Origin of the sequence: Methylobacterium sp., from assembly GCF_028290105.1 — a bacterium.
In the GTDB taxonomy this organism is placed as follows: domain Bacteria; phylum Pseudomonadota; class Alphaproteobacteria; order Rhizobiales; family Beijerinckiaceae; genus Methylobacterium.
The window spans coordinates 1-18,134 of the sequence record NZ_JAQGKL010000023.1 but is presented as its reverse complement, the minus strand read 5'-3'; the positions used below and the strand labels follow the sequence as shown (position 1 = coordinate 18,134).

Here is an 18,134-nt window from a genome sequence, read left to right as displayed (position 1 = left end):
TTCGATTTCGGCCGGCGTGGGCCCGCCCGGCAGATGCACGCCGTCCGCCCCGAGTTCCGCGGCGAGGACGGGATCACCGCCGATGGTGAGGAAGCCGCCATACGCGCGCACGCGCTCGGCGACCGCGCGTGCGAGGGAACGGCGTGCGTGATCCGGCAGGTCGCGCTCGCGAAACCATACCCAACGGATTCCGGCCGCCAGGAGACCCTCTATGGTTTCGATCAGCCGGTGCACGGCTCGCAGGGGCGGGTCGGCGAGCGATCGCTCGGTCACGGCGAGCAGCCGCGAAGGCAGCGTCCTCACCCTCGGGCGTCCATGCGCGACGAAGCACTCACGAACCGACCAGCCCCAATTGCGGACTCGACGGCTCGGCCCGGCCGCGCTTCGGGATACGGCCGGCGCAATACGCGTCGCGTCCGGCCTGCACCGCGTAGCGCATGGCCCGCGCCATGCGGACGGGGTCGTCCGCCTTCGCGACGGCGGTGTTGAGCAGGCAGCCGGCCGCACCGAGTTCCATGGCGATGACCGCGTCCGATGCCGTGCCGATGCCCGCATCGATGATGACGGGGACCGGCGAGCGCCGGCAGATCAGTTCGAGGTTGGCCGGGTTCGCCACCCCCATGCCGGAGCCGATCAGCGAACCCATCGGCATCACGGCGGCACAGCCGAGATCGGCGAGGCGCTGGCAGACCACCGGGTCGTCGTTGCAATAGGGCAGCACCGTGAAGCCGTCGTCGACGAGGTGGCGGCACGCTTCCAGCAGCTCTGCGACGTCGGGATAGAGGGTCTCGCGGTCTCCGATGACCTCGACCTTGATCCAGGTGGTGTCGAGGGCCTCGCGCGCGAGCTCGGCCGTCATGATCGCGTCCCGGGCGGTCTCGCAGCCAGCGGTGTTGGGCAGAAAACGATGGCCCTTGAGCCGGCGCAGGGTGTCCGAGCCGTGGCCCTGGAGCGAGACCCTGCGGATGGAGGCCGTGACCACCTCGGCGCCGGAGGCCGCCACCGCATCGAACAGGATGCTCTGGGTGGGGTAGCCGGCCGTGCCGATGAACAGGCGGGAACTCAAGCGCACCCCCGCGATCACCAGGGCGTCGGCGGGCGTGTCGTTCTGGATGTCGGTCATGCCTCAGCCTCCCTGCATGGCGCGGACGATCTCGATGCGATCGCCCTCTGAAATCGGCGTCGTCCCCCAGTCGCGGCGGCGGACCACGCAGCCGTTGAGCGCGATGGCGATGCCCTGCGGGCCGTCGATGCCGGTCTCCTCGGCCTCCTCCCGGAACAGGGCGTCGAGATCGGAAGCGGCACTCTCACGGCCCTGTCCGTTGACGATCAGCCTCACGCGAACGCCCTCCGTTCGGACGCCTGCTGGAACCGGGCGAGCCCGAAGGCGCGCGCGTAATCGGGCAGCGTCCCATTCGCCACGAGCCCCGCGACCGCATCGGCGGTGGCCGGGGCGAGCAGGTAGCCGTTGCGATGGTGCCCGGTGGCGACGAGGAGCCCCGGCGCCAGCGCGTCGATGATCGGCGCGTCGTCGTCGGAGGTCGGGCGAAAGCCGCTCCAGACCGCCTCGACCGCCATCTCCTCGATGCCCGGCAGCACGCGCCGCGCGCCCTCCAACAGGGCGTAGAGCCCTCCGGCCGTGACACCGGTCGCAAACCCGCAATCCTCGACCGTGGCGCCGACGATGAGATGGCCGTCGCTCTTCGGCGCCATGTGAACCTGTTCCGTCCAGACCATGTGCTTCAGCGTGCCGGTGCGCTTCGTCGTGCGCAGGGCCAGGGACTGACCGCGCAGGGGCCGCACCGGAAGCGCGAGGGTTTCCGGCAGGAGGCCGGCCTCGCCGCTCCAGGCGCCGGAGGCCAGGAGCACGACGTCGGCCCCGACTTCACCGCCGCCGGTGCGAACGCCGATGACGCGAGCGTCGCTCCAGACCAGGGCCTCGACGGGGCAAGCTTCGACGATGACGACGCCGGCTTTGAGACAGGCCCGAACCAGGGCGGCCATGACGAGGCTCGGATCGACCTGATGGTCGTGCGCGCAGAAGAGGCCCGCGCTGATGCCGGGGCGCAGGCTAGGTTCCCGGGCGCGCACCTCCGGACCGGAAAGCCATCGCGCCTCGAGACCCGAGCGCACCTGCAGATCGTGCCGGAAGCGCAGGCGCTCGACCTCGTCGCGGCCGATGGCGAGCACCAGTGTGCCCTCCTCTCGATAATCGATCTCGAGGCCGGCGGCCGCCTGAAGGTCGTCGCGAAAGCCCGGCCAGCGCGACAGGCTCTCCAGCGCCAGCGGCAATAGCGGGTCGGAGCCGGGCTCGTGTTCGGCCGCCGGCGCCAACATGCCGGTGGCGGCGAGGCTGGCGCCGGCGCCGACGGTGTCACGCTCCAGCACAGTGATGGTTCGACCCGCTTGCGCCAGGCGCCAAGCCGCCGACAGGCCGATCAGGCCCGCGCCGACCACGACCACGTCGCTGCGAGCCGGCAAGGCGGCGGGGGGCAGCACGTCGCCGCGGGTCCGTCGCAGGTTGAGGGGGGCACTCGAGGAAACGTCCAACGCAATCTCCGCAGGCGGCGCCGAGATTGGTGGTGCTGCAGCCTCATCCGGTGAGGCGTGCCGGGCTCGATGAGAAACCCGCGGTCCAATCCCTACGCCGGTATGAACCGGGTCAGGTTCGAAGGATTTCCGCGCCGCCATCCGCGAACGGACGGCCATCGGTTTCTCAGCCCCTTGCCGGGGATCTCCCTGGAACGCTCCTGATGTGGGCCCGTGCCGCCGTCCGGTCAATCCCCGGCGCCGAACGGTCAGGCGTTCGACGACACCCGCGCGGGGCGATAGACGCCCATCGGCTCGGCAAAGCCGTCGAGGGCGTGCTCGCCCAGGGGCTCGGGCATGTCCCAGAGGAAATCGACGAAGGGCTTCGACATCAGGATCGGTTCGCCGAGCGTCCGGTTCAGGCGCGCGACGCGGCTCGCCAGATTCACGTCGCGGCCGATCACCGTGAAGTCGAGGCGCGCGCCCGAACCGACATTGCCGTAAGCCGCCTCGCCATGGTGAAGCGCGATGCCGGCGGCCACGGGATTGGCGAAGCGCCCGAGGCTGTTGGCCTCCGCCAGCGCCGCCATGGCGCTCTGCGCGGCGGTGAGTGCGCCCTTTGCGGCCCCGCCGAGGTCGTCTCCGGGCTCGCGGAAGATCGCCAGCAGACCGTCGCCGAGATACTTCAGCACCTCGCCGCCCTCGCGTTCGATGGCCGGCACGAGGCAATCGAAGAAGATGTTGAGGAGGTCCACCGCCTCCTCCGGCGTCATGTCGGCGGAAATGCGGGTGTAGTCGCGCATGTCGGCGAACAGGATGGCGGAGCGGATGCGCTGCACGTGGCCGCGCCGGATGGAGCCGGCGAGAATCGCCTTGTGAGGCTCGTCGCCGACATAGATCCGCAGCACGTGATCCAGTTGCTTGTTGACGCTGCGCATCTCCATCACGGCGGCCAGCGTGGGCATGACGAAGCGCAGGATCGCCACGTCCTCGTCGCGAAACCCAGCCTCGCCCCGCGTGGCGAACGTGACGCCGTTGCGGGTCCCGTTGGTGAAGAACAGGGGCGCGACGATGTAGTGCCGGTAGCCCTCGGCCTTGAGGTCGCGGATCACCGAGTAGGCGTCGTCTGGCGTTTCCGCGAGGTCGAGGATCATCCAGGCGCCGGTCTCGTGCACCCGGAAGAACGGGCTTTCGCGATAGGCCTTGTCCGACGCTTCACCGTGCGGAAACAGGCGCACGGTCGAGCCGGTCTCGCGCGTCCAGAACCGGCCGACGCCGGAATATTCCGAATGCAGGGCATCGATCGCGGTGGTCGCCCGATCCACCGGAACGCCGAGGTCGATGAGCCGCTCGGCGAGGCCCGAGAGAAGGTCCTCGGGCTTGGGCATCCGCGCGCCCTCGCTCAGCAACCAGTCCCGTAGGGCGACGCATTGCTGAAGCGCGCCGAAGGGCACGTCATTCGCCTCCGACCCGTCGGCTTCGGCGGTGGGCGCGGGCTGGGGCGGGCCTCGATCGAACATATGGCCAAGGTAGGTTCGGGATCGGACGACGACAACCGCAGCAACCGCTCGGCGCCGTCAGTCCTGGCGAAAGTCGAGCATTCGCGTTCAAACCAAACCGGCCGGAAAGCCTGAACGGCATTCCGGCCGGGATCATGGAGCGCCTACGCCCGTATTCAGTTGTCAAGGAAGCTGCGCAGCTTGCGCGACCGACTCGGGTGCTTGAGCTTCCTCAACGCCTTTGCCTCGATCTGACGGATACGCTCGCGGGTCACCGAGAACTGCTGGCCGACCTCTTCGAGGGTGTGGTCGGTGTTCATGCCGATACCGAAGCGCATGCGCAGCACGCGCTCCTCGCGCGGGGTCAGCGACGCCAGAACGCGGGTCGTGGTCTCGCGCAGGTTCGACTGGATCGCCGCGTCGATGGGCAGGACGACGTTCTTGTCCTCGATGAAGTCGCCGAGGTGGCTGTCCTCCTCGTCGCCGATGGGCGTCTCGAGGGAGATCGGCTCCTTGGCGATCTTCAGAACCTTGCGGACTTTCTCCAGCGGCATGGCCAGCTTCTCGGCCAATTCCTCAGGCGTCGGCTCGCGGCCGATCTCGTGCAGCATCTGGCGCGAGGTCCGGACGATCTTGTTGATCGTCTCGATCATGTGCACCGGGATGCGGATGGTGCGGGCCTGGTCGGCGATCGAGCGGGTGATCGCCTGGCGGATCCACCAGGTGGCGTAGGTCGAGAACTTGTAGCCGCGACGATACTCGAACTTATCGACCGCCTTCATCAGGCCGATATTGCCCTCCTGGATCAGGTCCAGGAACTGAAGGCCGCGGTTGGTGTACTTCTTGGCGATCGAGATCACGAGGCGCAGGTTGGCCTCGATCATCTCCTTCTTGGCCTGACGGGCTTCGCGTTCGCCCTTCTGCACCATGTTGACGATCTTGCGGTACTCGCCGATCTCCAGTCCTGTCTCGGAGGCGAGGGTCAGGATCTGCTCACGCAACCGGGCGACCTCGTTCGAGCCCTTCTCGACGAGGTTCTTCCAGCCACGACCGCCGAGGCTGCCGACGCGCTCCATCCAGTTCGGGTCGAGCTCCCAGCCCTGATAGTGACGCAGGAACTCGTCGCGGGCGACGCCGTGGCTCTCGGCGTAGCGCATCAGGCGACCCTCATGGGAGATGAGGCGCTTGTTGATGTCGTAGAGCTGCTCGACGAGCGCCTCGATGCGGTTGGCGTTCAGCGAGAGGGACTTCACGTCCGTGATGACGGCGTCCTTCAGCTCGTCCTGCTTGCGCTCCTGCGCACTCGTGCGGGTTCCACCGGACGCCTTCTGCTCGGCGTGCTCGATCTGGAGCTTTCGCAGCTTCCGGTAATTGTTGGCGATGTTGTCGAACGTCTCGAGGACGCGCGGCTTGATCTCCGTCTCCATGGCCGCCAGGGAGACGTTGTTCTCCATGTCGTCCTCGTCGTCGCCCTCGGGCGGCGCGGGGGTTTCGGCTTCGGCCTCCTCGGTCTCCTCGGCGCCTTCCGCGATCTGCATCGCGTTCTTGGCGTCGGGGCCGGCATAGGTCGCTTCGAGATCGATGATTTCGCGCAGCAGCACCCGGCCGTCGACGAGCTCGTCGCGCCAGATGATAATGGCCTGGAAGGTCAGCGGGCTCTCGCAGAGGCCCGCGATCATCGCCTCGCGACCGGCCTCGATCCGCTTGGCGATGGCGATCTCGCCCTCGCGGGACAGGAGCTCCACCGAGCCCATCTCGCGCAGGTACATACGCACGGGATCATCCGTGCGGTCGGTCGGCTCCTTGGTCGTCTCGGCGCGCAGGGCGACGGGCTTGGCCGGCGCGATCTCGGCGACCTCGGTGCCTTCCGCGCCGTCCTCGTCCTCGGACTCGCCGCTGGCCTTGGCCTCGGTCGTCTCCTCGGTCTCCTCCGCCTCGACGACGTTGATGCCCATCTCGGAAAGCTGGGACAGCACGTCCTCGATCTGATCGGGATCGGACTGGCCGTCGGGCAGAACCTCGTTGATCTCCTCGTAGGTGATGTAGCCGCGCTTCTTGGCGAGCTTCACCATCCGCTTGACGGAGGCATCCGTCAGATCGAGGAGCGGCCCGTCGGACTGTGCCTCGGGGGCGGCGTCCGTCTCGTCCCGTTCCGTTGCCTTCGTCGCCATGGTCTGCCTATGGTTGTCGTGCCGGCGCCGTGCGGGAGCGTCTCGCTCGCTCCGCGTCGTCGACGCCCCAATGCGTGTGATGTGCGGACCGTCGAAGTCACGGCCGCGTCGATGTCGGATCCCGGTATGCAAGCGAGACGCTTGACCGATTGTTAACCATGCGCCGCCAATGGCGGCCGAATTCGTTCAATGCGCGGGCTTCAAGAGGCCGACGCCTCTTCGGCGCCCGGCACCTCATTATCCGCTTCCGCCCCGGCGACGACCGCCATTCGCGCCTTCACGTCGCACAACCAAGCGAAGTTCGCCTCCGTCTCGTCCTCGACCAGGGCCCGTTCAGCCAAGCGGAGTTCGCTATTTAGCGCTCCGGACTTGCGGTGCAAGATCACGGCCTGACGCAATGCGTCTTCGAGACGCACAGGATCGGCATGCGCGTCAAGGGTCCAACGGTCTCCGGGACGCACGTGGGAGGCGAGACGGGCCGCCGCTTCGACCAGTCCGGCGCGGGCCAGACGGCTCTCCAGCACCGCCACGCCGGGCTGATCGGCATCGGCGTGCGCGTCCAGGAGAAGCGAGCGCAGCGCTTGGGCGTCGTGGTCCCCGAGTTCGAGTTCGGCGAGATCCTCCGCCTCGATCCCGAGCAATTCGGGGTGGACGAGGAGGCTCGACACGATCATCGCCTCGCGATCCCGGTAGGCCACGGGCCCGGACGCGCTCGTTTCGCCGGCGTAGAGCGGGTTGAACTTGGTGGTGATTCGCGGCGACGGCGGCGGATCGCCCGGGCGCGGGGTGCGCTGGAATGCCGGGCGTCCGGCCCCTCCCCCGCGCGGCTCCCAAGGCCCGCGCCGACCCTGGTTCGCCTGGGGCGAGAGCGCGCGCAGGCGGCCCTCGATCTCGTCGCGATAAAACCCGCGCACGGTCTCGTCACGGATCGAGGACACCATCTCGCGCAGGGACTTGGCGAGGCCCGCACGGCGCTCCGGCGTGTCGAGGGGCGCTCCGTCGGTGGCGCGCGACCACAGCACCTCGACGAGCGGGCGCGCCGCCTCCAGCACCCGGTCGATGGCGGCCTTGCCCTCGGAGCGCAGGAGGTCGTCGGGGTCTTGGCCTTCGGGAAGCATCGCAAAGCGCAGGGACTTGCCCGGCGTCAGGCCAGGCAGTGCCACGTCGAGGGCCTTGAAGGCGGCGCGCTGCCCGGCCCCGTCGCCGTCGAAGCACAGGATCGGCTCGTCGGCGTTGCGCCAGAGCAGGCCGATCTGTTCCTCGGTGAGCGCCGTGCCCAGGCCCGCCACCGCATTGGGATGCCCCGCCAGCGTCATCGCGATGACGTCGACATACCCCTCCACCGCGATGATCACGCCCCGATCGTGGGCGGGCTTGCGGGCCTGGTGCAGGTTGTAGAGAATCTGGCCCTTGTGGAAGAGCGGCGTGTCCGGCGAGTTCATGTACTTCGCCTTGGCGTCCTTCTGCATCGCCCGGCCGCCGAAGGCGATGACCCGTCCGCGGGAATCCGTGATCGGAAACATCACCCGGTCGCGAAACTTGTCGTAGGGCACGCGGATGTCCTCGCCCGAGACGAGGAGGCCGAGTTCGGCCATCAGGTCCTTGTCCACATCCTTCGCGGCGAGATAGTCGCGCAGGGCGTAGCGCTCGCCGGGCGCGTAGCCGAGGCGAAAGCGCTCCCGCGTCTCCAGGCCGAGTTGGCGCCGGTCGAGATAGGCGCGGGCCTCCGTGCCGGCGCGCCCCTTCAGATGGTCCTCGAAGAAGGCGGCCGCCATCTCCATCACCTCGAAGGCTCCGGCGCGCTTCGTCTCCTGCTCGCGGGCATCCGCGCTGGGCGCGGGCAAGGACACGCCCGCCTCGGCCGCCAGACGCTCCACGGCTTCCGGGAAACTCAGACCCTCGGTCTCCATGAGAAACGTGAAGACGTCGCCGTGCTTGCCCGAGGAGAAGCAGTGGTAGAACTGCTTCTGATCGTTCACGTAGAACGAGGGCGACTTCTCGGCATTGAACGGCGACAGGCCACGCCACTCGCGGCCCGCTTTCTTCAGCCGAACGCGCCGTCCCACGATATCGGATGCGGGCAGGCGCGCGCGGATCTCTTCGAGGATGTGGGGCGGGTAGCGCACGGCAAGGACCAGACCTCTGCGGCCGCCTACCTTAGCGGCCGAGCCTTAAAGAGTCTCCAACGCAGACGTCCGGCGCCGACGACCCCTCATGCCTTGGCGTTCAGCGCTTCCTTCACGAGGCCACTCGCCTTGGCGAAATCCATGCGACCCGCATAGGCGCCCTTCAGGACGGCGATGACCTTGCCCATGTCCTTCGGTCCGGCGGCGGCCGTCTCCGCCACGGCCTTGTCGATCGCCGCGCGGGTCTCGGCCTCGTCCATCTGCTGCGGCAGGTAGCTCGCGATGATCGCGACCTCGTTGCGCTCGTTCTCGGCGAGCTCGGGCCGGCCGCCTTGGTCGTAGACGGCGGCCGATTCGTTGCGCTGCTTGATCATCTTCTGGAGCAGCGCGAGGATCTCCTCGTCGGAGGCCGGCTCACGTCCGAGGCCGCGCGCCTCGATGTCCTTGTCCTTCAGGGCCGCCTGGATCATCCGGACGGTGGCGAGCTTGGCCTTCTCGCCGGCCTTCATGGCCTCCTTCATTTCGGTGGTGAGGCGGGCGCGCAGCATCGTCGAGACTCCTGAACCAATGAACCCGGGGCGCCGCAGACACGCGTGGTGTGCACAGCGTGGTCTGCGAATTGCTGCGCAAACCGGACTTCTTGAGACGCGCCGCCGCGAGGGCCACATTGACCCAAACGCGGCACGCTCGTTATGAGCGCCGCACGACAAGCCGCCCGCACGCGCCGCTTCACGGCGCCGGGATCGGCCGGACATAAGCGAGATCACGCCGATGCTGCAAGATGACGGCGCCAAGTCGCCCTCCACACACACGCCCGCACCCTGGGCCGAGCCCCTCGCGACCGCACTCCTCGTCCTCGCCGACGGCACGGTGCTCGAAGGCTTCGGCATCGGGAAGACGGGGATCGCCGACGGCGAGGTCTGCTTCAACACCGCGATGACGGGGTACCAGGAGATCCTGACGGACCCGTCCTACGCGGGCCAGATCGTCACCTTCACCTTCCCGCATATCGGAAATACCGGCACCAACGACGAGGACCTGGAGAGCCTCGACGCCGCCCCGGCGTCCGGCGTGCGCGGCACCGTGATCGCCTCGGCCGTGACGAACCCGTCGAACTGGCGCTCGTCGAGCCACCTCGACGCGTGGCTCAAGGCGCGCGGCATCGTCGGCATCACCGGGATCGACACCCGCGCGCTCACCGCGCTGATCCGCGACCACGGCATGCCGAACGCGATCATCGCCAACGATCCCGAGGGACGGTTCGACCGCGAGGACCTGAAGGCCCGTGCCGCCGCGCTGGCACCGATGGAGGGTCTCGATCTGGTGCCGCCGGTGACCAGCCGGGAGCGCTCGGAATGGTCGCAGACCACCTGGGGCGCGAACCGCGGCTACGGCGACCGCAAGCCCGGCGAGGGCCTGAAGGTCGTCGCCATCGATTACGGCGTGAAGCGCAACATCCTGCGCCTTCTGGCGGATGCGGGCTGCGATGTGACAGTGGTCCCTGCAACGACCACCGCCGACGAGATCATGGCGATGAAACCCGACGGCGTGTTTCTGTCGAACGGCCCCGGCGACCCGGCGGCCACCGGCGAATATGCCGTGCCAGTGATCCGCGCGCTGCTGGCCGAGAAGGTCCCGACCTTCGGCATCTGCCTCGGGCACCAGCTCATGGGCCTCGCCCTCGGCGGCCGCACCGTGAAGATGGCGCAGGGCCACCACGGCGCGAATCACCCGGTCAAGGACAAGACCACCGGCAAGGTCGAGATCGTCTCGATGAACCATGGCTTCGCGGTGGACCCGGCGAGCCTGCCCGAGACCGCATTGGAGACCCATATCTCGCTGTTCGACGGCTCGAATTGCGGGCTCACCCTCACCGACCGGCCGGCCTTCTCGGTCCAGCATCACCCAGAGGCCTCGCCCGGCCCCCGCGACAGCCACTACCTGTTCGAGCGCTTCGTCGCCCTGATGAAGGCGGGCAAGCCTGAGACCCTGGTCACCACCGCCGACTGAGATCCCCGGGCCGGACGGCGGGTATGCCGTCCGGCCCGGGCTGGATTCATCGTCGGGTTGCGCGGCCTACGAGGACCGGCACGGTTGGCGCGAGTCACAGAATGGTTCCCGTCGCGTCATAAAAAATCCCGCATTTCCGGGCATCCCCGCACCGTTAACGGCGCGCTAACGACGACCTTCGAGGATCGTCGCCTGATCGCAGCCAGGCTTTCGCGGGGATTCCACATGACGTTCGACGACGCGCGCGACGACTTCACGCGCCTGCATCGCCTCTTCACCTTCCATCTCGGCGTGGCCGTCGGCCTCGCGTGGATGACGGCCCTCTACTCCGCCTGCTACGCACCCTGGGTCCGCAACATCCGCGCGCTGATCGACCCCGCCACGGGCCTGGACCGTGTCGAGAGCACCTGGTCGTTCCTGTTCGCGCTGCCGGTCGTGATGACGCTGGCCTGGATCGGCCTGTATTACGGCCGCGAGATGCTGCGCCGGAGCCAGACGCTCTCCAACGCCGCCATCGAGTTCGCGGCGGCCGCCTGCGTGGCCTTCGGGGTGTTCACCCTTTCCATCGATCGCGCGGTCTCGGCCCTCTATCTCGGCGTCTGAGCCCGGCCACCCACGCCGTTGCGCCCGCACGCCCTTCCAATGCCGGCGGGCTGCGTGTAAGTGCCAAGATCAACGACAATCCACGCCGCTTGCGCCCCCTCGCCCGTGCCGCTCTTCCGGCACCGTGCAAGGCTGGGCGCGCGTGCCTGCAGCCAGGGCGCCCGATGCCGAAACGCACCGACATTTCCACGATCCTGATCATCGGTGCGGGACCGATCGTCATCGGTCAGGCCTGCGAGTTCGATTACTCCGGCACCCAGGCCTGCAAGGCGCTCCGCGAGGAGGGCTACCGGATCGTGCTGGTGAATTCGAACCCGGCCACGATCATGACCGACCCGGACATGGCGGATGCGACCTATGTCGAGCCGATCACGCCCGAGATCGTCGCCAAGATCATCGAGAAGGAGCGCTACGCGGTGCCGGGCGGCTTCGCCCTGCTGCCGACCATGGGCGGACAGACGGCGCTGAACTGCGCCCTGTCGCTCAAGAAGATGGGCGTCCTCGAAAAATTCGACGTCCAGATGATCGGCGCCACCACGGAGGCGATCGACAAGGCCGAGGACCGCCACCTCTTCCGCGACGCGATGACCAAGATCGGCCTGGAGACGCCGAAATCGGCGCTCGCCAACGCCTCCGCCGCCAAGAAGGCGGACCGGGCGAAGTATCTGGCCGAAGTGGCCCGCATCGAGGCCGCCAACGAGGGCGAGGCCCGCGCCGCCGCCCTCGCGGCCTTCGAGAAGAAGTGGCATTCGGGGGAATCCGAGCGGCGCAAGCGCTACGGCGAGCACGCCATCGGGCAGGCGCTGATCGCGCTCGCCGAAGTCGGCCTGCCAGCGATCATCCGGCCGTCCTTCACCATGGGCGGCACCGGCGGCGGCATCGCCTACAACCGCGAGGAATTCCTGGACATCGTCGAGCGCGGCATCGACGCCTCGCCCACCAACGAGGTCCTGATCGAGGAATCGGTCCTCGGCTGGAAGGAATACGAGATGGAGGTCGTTCGCGATAGGAACGACAACTGCATCATCGTCTGCTCCATCGAGAACATCGATCCGATGGGTGTCCACACGGGCGATTCCATCACCGTCGCGCCGGCCCTGACGCTGACGGACAAGGAATACCAGGTGATGCGCGACGCCTCGCTGGCAGTGCTGCGCGAGATCGGCGTCGAGACCGGCGGCTCGAACGTGCAGTTCGCCATCGATCCGGCCACGGGCCGGATGATCGTCATCGAGATGAACCCGCGCGTCTCGCGCTCGTCCGCCCTCGCCTCGAAGGCCACCGGCTTCCCGATCGCCAAGGTCGCGGCCAAGCTCGCGGTGGGCTACACCCTCGACGAGATCGCAAACGACATCACGGGCGGCGCCACCCCGGCCTCGTTCGAACCGTCGATCGACTACGTCGTCACCAAGATCCCGCGCTTCGCCTTCGAGAAGTTCCCCGGCGCCGAGCCGACGCTCACCACCGCGATGAAGTCGGTGGGCGAGGCGATGGCGATCGGCCGCTGCTTTGCCGAGTCGCTCCAAAAGGCCCTGCGCTCCCTGGAGACGGGCCTCACCGGCCTCGACGAGATCGAGATCGAGGGCCTGGGCAAGGGCGACGACCACAACGCCATCAAGGCCGCCATCGGCACGCCGACGCCGGACCGCCTGCTGAAGGTCGGACAGGCCCTGCGTCTCGGCGTCAGCCACGAGGAGGTGCACGCCTCCTGCAAGATCGATCCGTGGTTCCTGGAACAGCTCCAGGCGATCATCGACCTGGAGAACAGGGTCAAGGCGCACGGCATCCCCAACACCCCTGGGGCGCTGCGCCAGCTCAAGGCCGCGGGCTTCTCCGATGCCCGCCTCGCCGTGCTCGCCAAAACGGACGAGGACAGCGTGCGCGCCGCGCGCCGGGCACTCGGCGTGCGTCCGGTGTTCAAGCGCATCGACACCTGCGCGGCCGAGTTCAAGGCGCCGACCGCCTACATGTACTCGACCTACGTCGCCCCCTTCGCCGGCACCGTCGTCGACGAGGCGCAACCGACAGACGCCAAGAAGATCATCATCCTCGGCGGCGGTCCCAACCGCATCGGCCAGGGGATCGAGTTCGACTATTGTTGCTGTCACGCCTGCTACGCGCTGTCGGAGGCCGGCTACGAGACCATCATGGTCAACTGCAACCCCGAGACGGTCTCGACCGACTACGACACCTCCGACCGGCTCTATTTCGAGCCGCTGACGCAGGAGGATGTCCTCGAGATCATCGAGACCGAGCGGCAGGCCGGGACGCTTCACGGCGTCATCGTGCAGTTCGGCGGGCAGACGCCGCTGAAGCTCGCGCGTGCTCTGGAGGCCGCCGGCGTGCCGATCCTCGGCACCTCGCCCGACGCCATCGACCTCGCCGAGGATCGCGACCAGTTCAAGCGCCTCCTCGACAAGCTCGGGATGAAGCAGCCCAAGAACGGCATCGCCTATTCGGTGGAGCAGAGCCGGCTCATCGCCTCCGATCTCGGCCTGCCCTTCGTGGTGCGGCCGAGCTACGTCCTCGGCGGCCGGGCCATGGCGATCATCCGCGACGAGGCGCAGTTCGCCGACTACCTCCTCGACACCCTGCCGAGCCTGATCCCCTCCGACGTCAAGGCCCGCTATCCCAACGACAAGACGGGGCAGATCAACACGGTGCTGGGCAAGAACCCGCTGCTGTTCGATCGCTACCTGTCGGATGCCACCGAGATCGACGTCGATGCCATCTGCGACGGCAGCGACGTGTTCATCGCCGGCATCATGGAGCACATCGAGGAGGCGGGCATCCATTCGGGCGATTCCGCCTGCTCGCTGCCCTCGCGCTCGCTCTCGCTCGAGATCATCGCCGAGCTGGAGCGTCAGACCAAGGCGATGGCCCTTGCCCTTCAGGTCGGCGGCCTGATGAACGTCCAGTACGCGATCAAGGACGGCGTGATCTACGTGCTGGAGGTGAACCCGCGGGCGTCGCGCACCGTGCCCTTCGTCGCCAAAGTGATCGGCGAACCCATCGCCAAGATCGCCGCGCGCGTCATGGCGGGCGAGTCGCTGTCGAGCTTCGGGCTGAAACCGAAGGTGCTCGAACACATCGCCGTGAAGGAAGCCGTCTTCCCCTTCGCCCGCTTCCCCGGCGTCGACGTGCTGCTCGGTCCCGAGATGCGCTCCACCGGCGAGGTCATCGGCCTCGATTCGAGCTTCGGCGTCGCCTTCGCCAAGAGCCAGCTCGGCTCGGGCACCCTGGTGCCGAAAGACGGGGCGGTGTTCGTCTCGGTGCGCGATGCCGACAAGGAGCGCATCCTGCCGACGATCCGCCTGCTCTCCGAGCTCGGCTTCACGATCGTCGCCACCAGCGGCACGCAGCGCTACCTCGCCGAGCAGGGCGTGCCCACAGAGCGGGTCAACAAGGTTCTCGAGGGCCGGCCGCACGTCGTCGACTCGATCAAGAACGGCGACATCCAGTTGGTCTTCAACACCACCGAGGGTGCGGGCGCGCTCTCGGACTCGCGTTCGCTCCGGCGCGCTGCCCTCTTGCATAAAGTGCCGTACTACACCACTCTTGCCGGAGCGATGGCGGCGGCCGAGGGAATCAAGGCCTATCTCGGAGGCGATCTCAAGGTCCGCGCCTTGCAGGAATACTTCGCGGCCTGAATTTACGCGCGGCTTCCGTCTTGAACGGGGGCCGTGTCGTCAGCGGTTCAGGACCTTCTTACTTTGGCCCGGAGGGAGCGACGTGCTCCTGACCGGGCCTATTCATTGTGGCGCGAGACGATGACGATAGACAAGGTTCCGATGACGGTACGCGGTTACGCGGCGCTGGAGGAGGAGTTGAAGCACCGCCAGCAGGTGGAGCGCCAACGCATCATTCAGGCGATCGCCGAGGCCCGCGCCCTCGGTGACCTGTCGGAGAACGCCGAGTACCATGCCGCCAAGGAAGCGCAGTCCCACAACGAGGGCCGCGTTCTCGAACTGGAGAGCATGATCTCGCGTGCCGAAGTGATCGACGTCACCAAGCTTTCGGGCACGAAGATCAAGTTCGGCGCCACCGTGAAGCTCCTCGACGAGGACACCGAGGAAGAGAAGACCTACCAGCTCGTCGGCGAGCCGGAGGCGGACGTGCGCTCGGGGCTGGTCTCCATCACGTCGCCGATCGCCCGCGCGCTGATCGGCAAGGGCGTCGGCGACACGGTCGAGGTGACCACGCCCGGCGGCGGCAAGTCCTACGAGGTCGTCGCCGTCCAGTACGGCGTCTGATCCACCGATGCGTCCCATGGCATGGCGTGCGGTGGGGGCGGTGCTCGCCCTCGCCGGTCTGCTGGGCTCGGCGCGGGCTCAGGGCTTGCCGAGCCTCGGGGCCGAGCGCCTGTCGGATGTCCGCGTCGATGTGCAGCCGCTGATCGCCCAGGGTGCCGGCGGCCAGGCGCTCGCCCTGCGCGAGGATCTGCTCGCCGCCCTGCGGACCGAGTTCGCGGATCAGCTCGGCGGGCGCGGACCCGTCCTCGTGGTGCGCATCAAGGGGCTGTCGATCGGCCCCTATGTCGGCGGAGAGGGCGGGCGTGGGCGCTTCGGCGGCGGCGCCCAGAGCGACTATCTCGACGGTGAGGCGCTGCTCGTTGGGCGGCGGGGCGAAATCCTCGCCCGCCATCCCCAGCTCTCGGCCACGCCCGCGAGTTCGGGTGGCGCCTGGTACGACGCCGAGTCCGAGCGCCGGCGCGTCACGGCCGTCGCCCAGCATTACGCCGGCTGGCTGCGCCGGGCGCTCCCCAAGGATTAACCCGCTCCGGCATTGACCAGGATCGTCCGATGTCGGCAGCGTCCGCGATGGCTACCGCTCCCGGCGCACCCGCGCCGTCTCCCCTCCCCGAGCTTGCCCGGGCCCGGACCTGGATCGTCACCGACGGCAAGGCCGGCGACGAGAACCAGTGCATCGCCATCGCGGAGACGCTGGGCCTGCCCTTCGAGGTGCGGCGCATCGACCCCCGGCCGCCCTTCGGCTGGATGGCGCCCTGGGGGCCGATCGACCCGCGCGACCAGCCGGGCAGCGCCAGGGGCGTCCTCGCCGGCCCGCTTCCCGACCTGCTGATCGCCTCGGGGCGCCGCTCGGTGCCGTATCTGCGCGCCGTCCGGCAGGCCTCGGAGGGGCGCACCTTCACGGCCTTCCTCAAGGACCCGCGAACCGGGCACGACACCGCGAACTTCGTCTGGGTCCCGGATTACGACGACCTGCGCGGCCCAAACGTCTTCACCACCCTCACCCCGCCGCATCAGGTGTCGGCGGCCCGCATCGAGGCCGCCCGCGCGGCGCCGGACCCGCGCCTCGCCGGGCTGCCCTGGCCGCGGGTCGCGGTCCTCGTCGGCGGCGACAGCCGTCACCTGACCTATCGGGCGATCGACATGCGTCGCCTGCTGCGCGACCTGACCAAACTCGCCGAGGGCGGCTGCTCGCTGATGGTCACGGTGTCCCGGCGCACGCCAGGCAACCTGCGCGACGCCCTGCGGAGCCTCGTCGCGGACAAGGGCGGGTTCTTCTGGGACGGCTCCGGCGCCAACCCCTACGTGTCGATGCTCGCCTTCGCCGAGCAGATCGTCGTCACCTCGGATTCGTCCAACATGGTGGGCGAGGCCGTCAGCACGGGCGCGCCCGTCCTCCTGTTCGACCTGCCGAAGACCTATATCCGCCACAGGCGGCTCTTTGCCGGGCTGGCGATGGCGGGCGCGCTGAAGCCCTTCGTCGGCCGCCTCGAGGAATTGCGCTACCCACCCCTGGATGCGACACCCGCCATCGCGGACGCGATGGCCAAGGCCTATGCCGACCACCGCGCGCGATGGGCCTGAAGGAGACGGACACGATGGCCCATACGCATTCCAAGCTCATCATCATCGGCTCCGGCCCTGCGGGCTACACCGCCGCGATCTATGCCGCGCGCGCCATGGTCGAGCCGCTGATGATCTCCGGCTTCCAGCCCGGCGGCCAGCTGATGATCACCACCGACGTCGAGAACTACCCGGGCTTCGCCGACGCGATCCAGGGCCCCTGGCTGATGGAGCAGATGCGCCTCCAGGCCGAGCATGTCGGCACGAAGATCGTCTCGGAATACATCACGAAGGTCGACCTGAAGGTGCGGCCCTTCCAGCTCGAAGCCGATTCCGGAGAGACCTATTCCGCCGACGCGGTCATCATCGCCACCGGCGCCCAGGCCAAGTGGCTCGGGCTGCCGTCCGAGGCCCAGTTCCAGGGCTTCGGCGTCTCGGCCTGCGCCACCTGCGACGGCTTCTTCTTCCGCGGCAAGGAGGTCGTGGTGGTCGGCGGCGGCAACACCGCCGTCGAGGAGGCGCTCTATCTCGCCAACCTCGCCTCCAAGGTCACGGTCGTCCATCGCCGGGGCGAGTTCCGGGCCGAGCGCATCCTGCAGGAGCGGCTGTTCAAGCACCCGAATGTCGAGGTGGTCTGGCACCATGCGGTCGAGGAGATCTGCGGCGGCGACAAGCCGCCCTCGGTGACGCATGTCCGCCTGAAGGACACCCGCACGGGCGAGATCAGCGAGCGCCGGACCGATGGCGTCTTCATCGCCATCGGCCACCAGCCGGCGACCGGGATCTTCGAGGGCCAGCTCGCCATGCGCGACGGCGGCTACATCGACACGGCGCCGGGCACCACCCACACGGCGATCCCGGGCGTCTACGCGGCGGGCGACGTCACCGACGACGTCTACCGCCAGGCGATCACCGCCGCCGGCATGGGCTGCATGGCCGCTCTCGACGCGGAAAAGTATCTCGCCGCGCTCGAAATCGGCGAAACTCCGCAACAAGCGGCCGCCGAATAGGAAAATTTCGGCGGACGGCGACGCCATGCGCCTTGCGCGCGGCGTCAAGACAATCGCAAGGTCATCCCACTAACCTAAGCGTTGACGGCATGCGCCGTCGGCGCTGGCCGCATGACTTCGCCGCGAATGCCGCTCTCCCGCGCAGCATTCGCGATGGGGTCTGCCGGGCTTGGCGACATCGACGGAGCCGGCATGCTTGCCCGGATCGCGGATGCCTTCCGCGACGGGACACGTAGTCGGCCGGCGTCGGGTCGCGTACGGGAGTGGACGCCTTGGACTGGGACAAGATCCGCATCTTCCTCAACGTCGCGGAAGCGGGCAGCTTCACGCGGGCCGGCGACGACATCGGCCTCAGCCAGTCGGCGGTGAGCCG

At 68.3% G+C, this 18,134-nt stretch carries 16 protein-coding genes and 1 riboswitch; of the genes, 8 read left to right on the top strand and 8 right to left on the bottom strand.

The window, feature by feature from the left end:
• The 8 genes from JWQ05_RS01975 to JWQ05_RS01940 form a co-directional block, all read right to left on the bottom strand.
• Positions 1-234 (bottom strand): thiamine phosphate synthase (locus JWQ05_RS01975; protein ID WP_299653679.1); only part of this gene is annotated, 234 nt, incomplete at its 3' end.
• Between the two features lie 97 nt (positions 235-331).
• A complete protein-coding gene (locus JWQ05_RS01970; protein ID WP_299653676.1) occupies positions 332-1,123 on the bottom strand; it encodes a thiazole synthase in 792 nt (263 codons plus the stop codon).
• A 3-nt stretch (positions 1,124-1,126) separates the two neighbouring features.
• Entirely contained in the window at positions 1,127-1,339 is a 213-nt protein-coding gene (thiS, locus tag JWQ05_RS01965) for a sulfur carrier protein ThiS (RefSeq protein WP_299653673.1), read from the bottom strand.
• Positions 1,336-2,520 (bottom strand): glycine oxidase ThiO, encoded by a 1,185-nt coding sequence (thiO, locus tag JWQ05_RS01960; RefSeq protein WP_299653687.1) that lies wholly within the window; start codon positions 2,518-2,520, stop codon positions 1,336-1,338. The genes thiS and thiO overlap by 4 nt, the downstream gene beginning before the upstream one ends.
• Before the next feature lie 101 nt (positions 2,521-2,621).
• Positions 2,622-2,750: riboswitch (TPP riboswitch) on the bottom strand.
• Between the two features lie 48 nt (positions 2,751-2,798).
• Positions 2,799-4,049, bottom strand: a complete 1,251-nt coding sequence (locus JWQ05_RS01955; protein ID WP_299653670.1) for an adenylate/guanylate cyclase domain-containing protein — start codon at positions 4,047-4,049, stop codon at positions 2,799-2,801.
• A gap of 155 nt (positions 4,050-4,204) precedes the next feature.
• On the bottom strand, positions 4,205-6,199 hold the full coding sequence (gene rpoD / locus JWQ05_RS01950) for an RNA polymerase sigma factor RpoD (RefSeq protein ID WP_299653667.1): 1,995 nt from the start codon (positions 6,197-6,199) through the stop codon (positions 4,205-4,207).
• A gap of 200 nt (positions 6,200-6,399) precedes the next feature.
• On the bottom strand, positions 6,400-8,325 hold the full coding sequence (dnaG, locus tag JWQ05_RS01945; protein WP_299653664.1) for a DNA primase: 1,926 nt from the start codon (positions 8,323-8,325) through the stop codon (positions 6,400-6,402).
• 86 nt (positions 8,326-8,411) lie between these two features.
• Positions 8,412-8,873, bottom strand: a complete 462-nt coding sequence (locus tag JWQ05_RS01940) for a GatB/YqeY domain-containing protein (protein ID WP_299653661.1) — start codon at positions 8,871-8,873, stop codon at positions 8,412-8,414.
• Between the two features lie 223 nt (positions 8,874-9,096).
• Here JWQ05_RS01940 and carA point away from each other — a divergent pair, with 223 nt between their 5' ends.
• From carA to JWQ05_RS01900, 8 genes are all read left to right on the top strand, one after another.
• Positions 9,097-10,335, top strand: coding sequence for a glutamine-hydrolyzing carbamoyl-phosphate synthase small subunit (gene carA, locus JWQ05_RS01935; RefSeq protein WP_299653656.1), 1,239 nt, complete (start codon positions 9,097-9,099; stop codon positions 10,333-10,335).
• 225 nt (positions 10,336-10,560) lie between these two features.
• A complete protein-coding gene (locus JWQ05_RS01930) occupies positions 10,561-10,938 on the top strand; it encodes a hypothetical protein (protein ID WP_299653653.1) in 378 nt (125 codons plus the stop codon).
• Positions 10,939-11,102: 164 nt separating this feature from the next.
• Positions 11,103-14,588, top strand: a complete 3,486-nt coding sequence (carB, locus tag JWQ05_RS01925) for a carbamoyl-phosphate synthase large subunit (protein WP_299653650.1) — start codon at positions 11,103-11,105, stop codon at positions 14,586-14,588.
• 126 nt (positions 14,589-14,714) lie between these two features.
• Entirely contained in the window at positions 14,715-15,191 is a 477-nt protein-coding gene (gene greA / locus JWQ05_RS01920; RefSeq protein ID WP_200935803.1) for a transcription elongation factor GreA, read from the top strand.
• A 16-nt stretch (positions 15,192-15,207) separates the two neighbouring features.
• Positions 15,208-15,711: a hypothetical protein gene (locus tag JWQ05_RS01915; RefSeq protein WP_299653647.1), complete on the top strand. Its 504-nt coding sequence runs from the start codon at positions 15,208-15,210 to the stop codon at positions 15,709-15,711.
• A gap of 29 nt (positions 15,712-15,740) precedes the next feature.
• Entirely contained in the window at positions 15,741-16,772 is a 1,032-nt protein-coding gene (locus JWQ05_RS01910; RefSeq protein ID WP_299653645.1) for a mitochondrial fission ELM1 family protein, read from the top strand.
• Between the two features lie 14 nt (positions 16,773-16,786).
• A complete protein-coding gene (gene trxB / locus JWQ05_RS01905) occupies positions 16,787-17,761 on the top strand; it encodes a thioredoxin-disulfide reductase (RefSeq protein WP_299653642.1) in 975 nt (324 codons plus the stop codon).
• A 272-nt stretch (positions 17,762-18,033) separates the two neighbouring features.
• A partial coding sequence (locus tag JWQ05_RS01900; RefSeq protein WP_299653682.1) for a LysR family transcriptional regulator occupies positions 18,034-18,134 on the top strand: 101 nt, incomplete at its 3' end.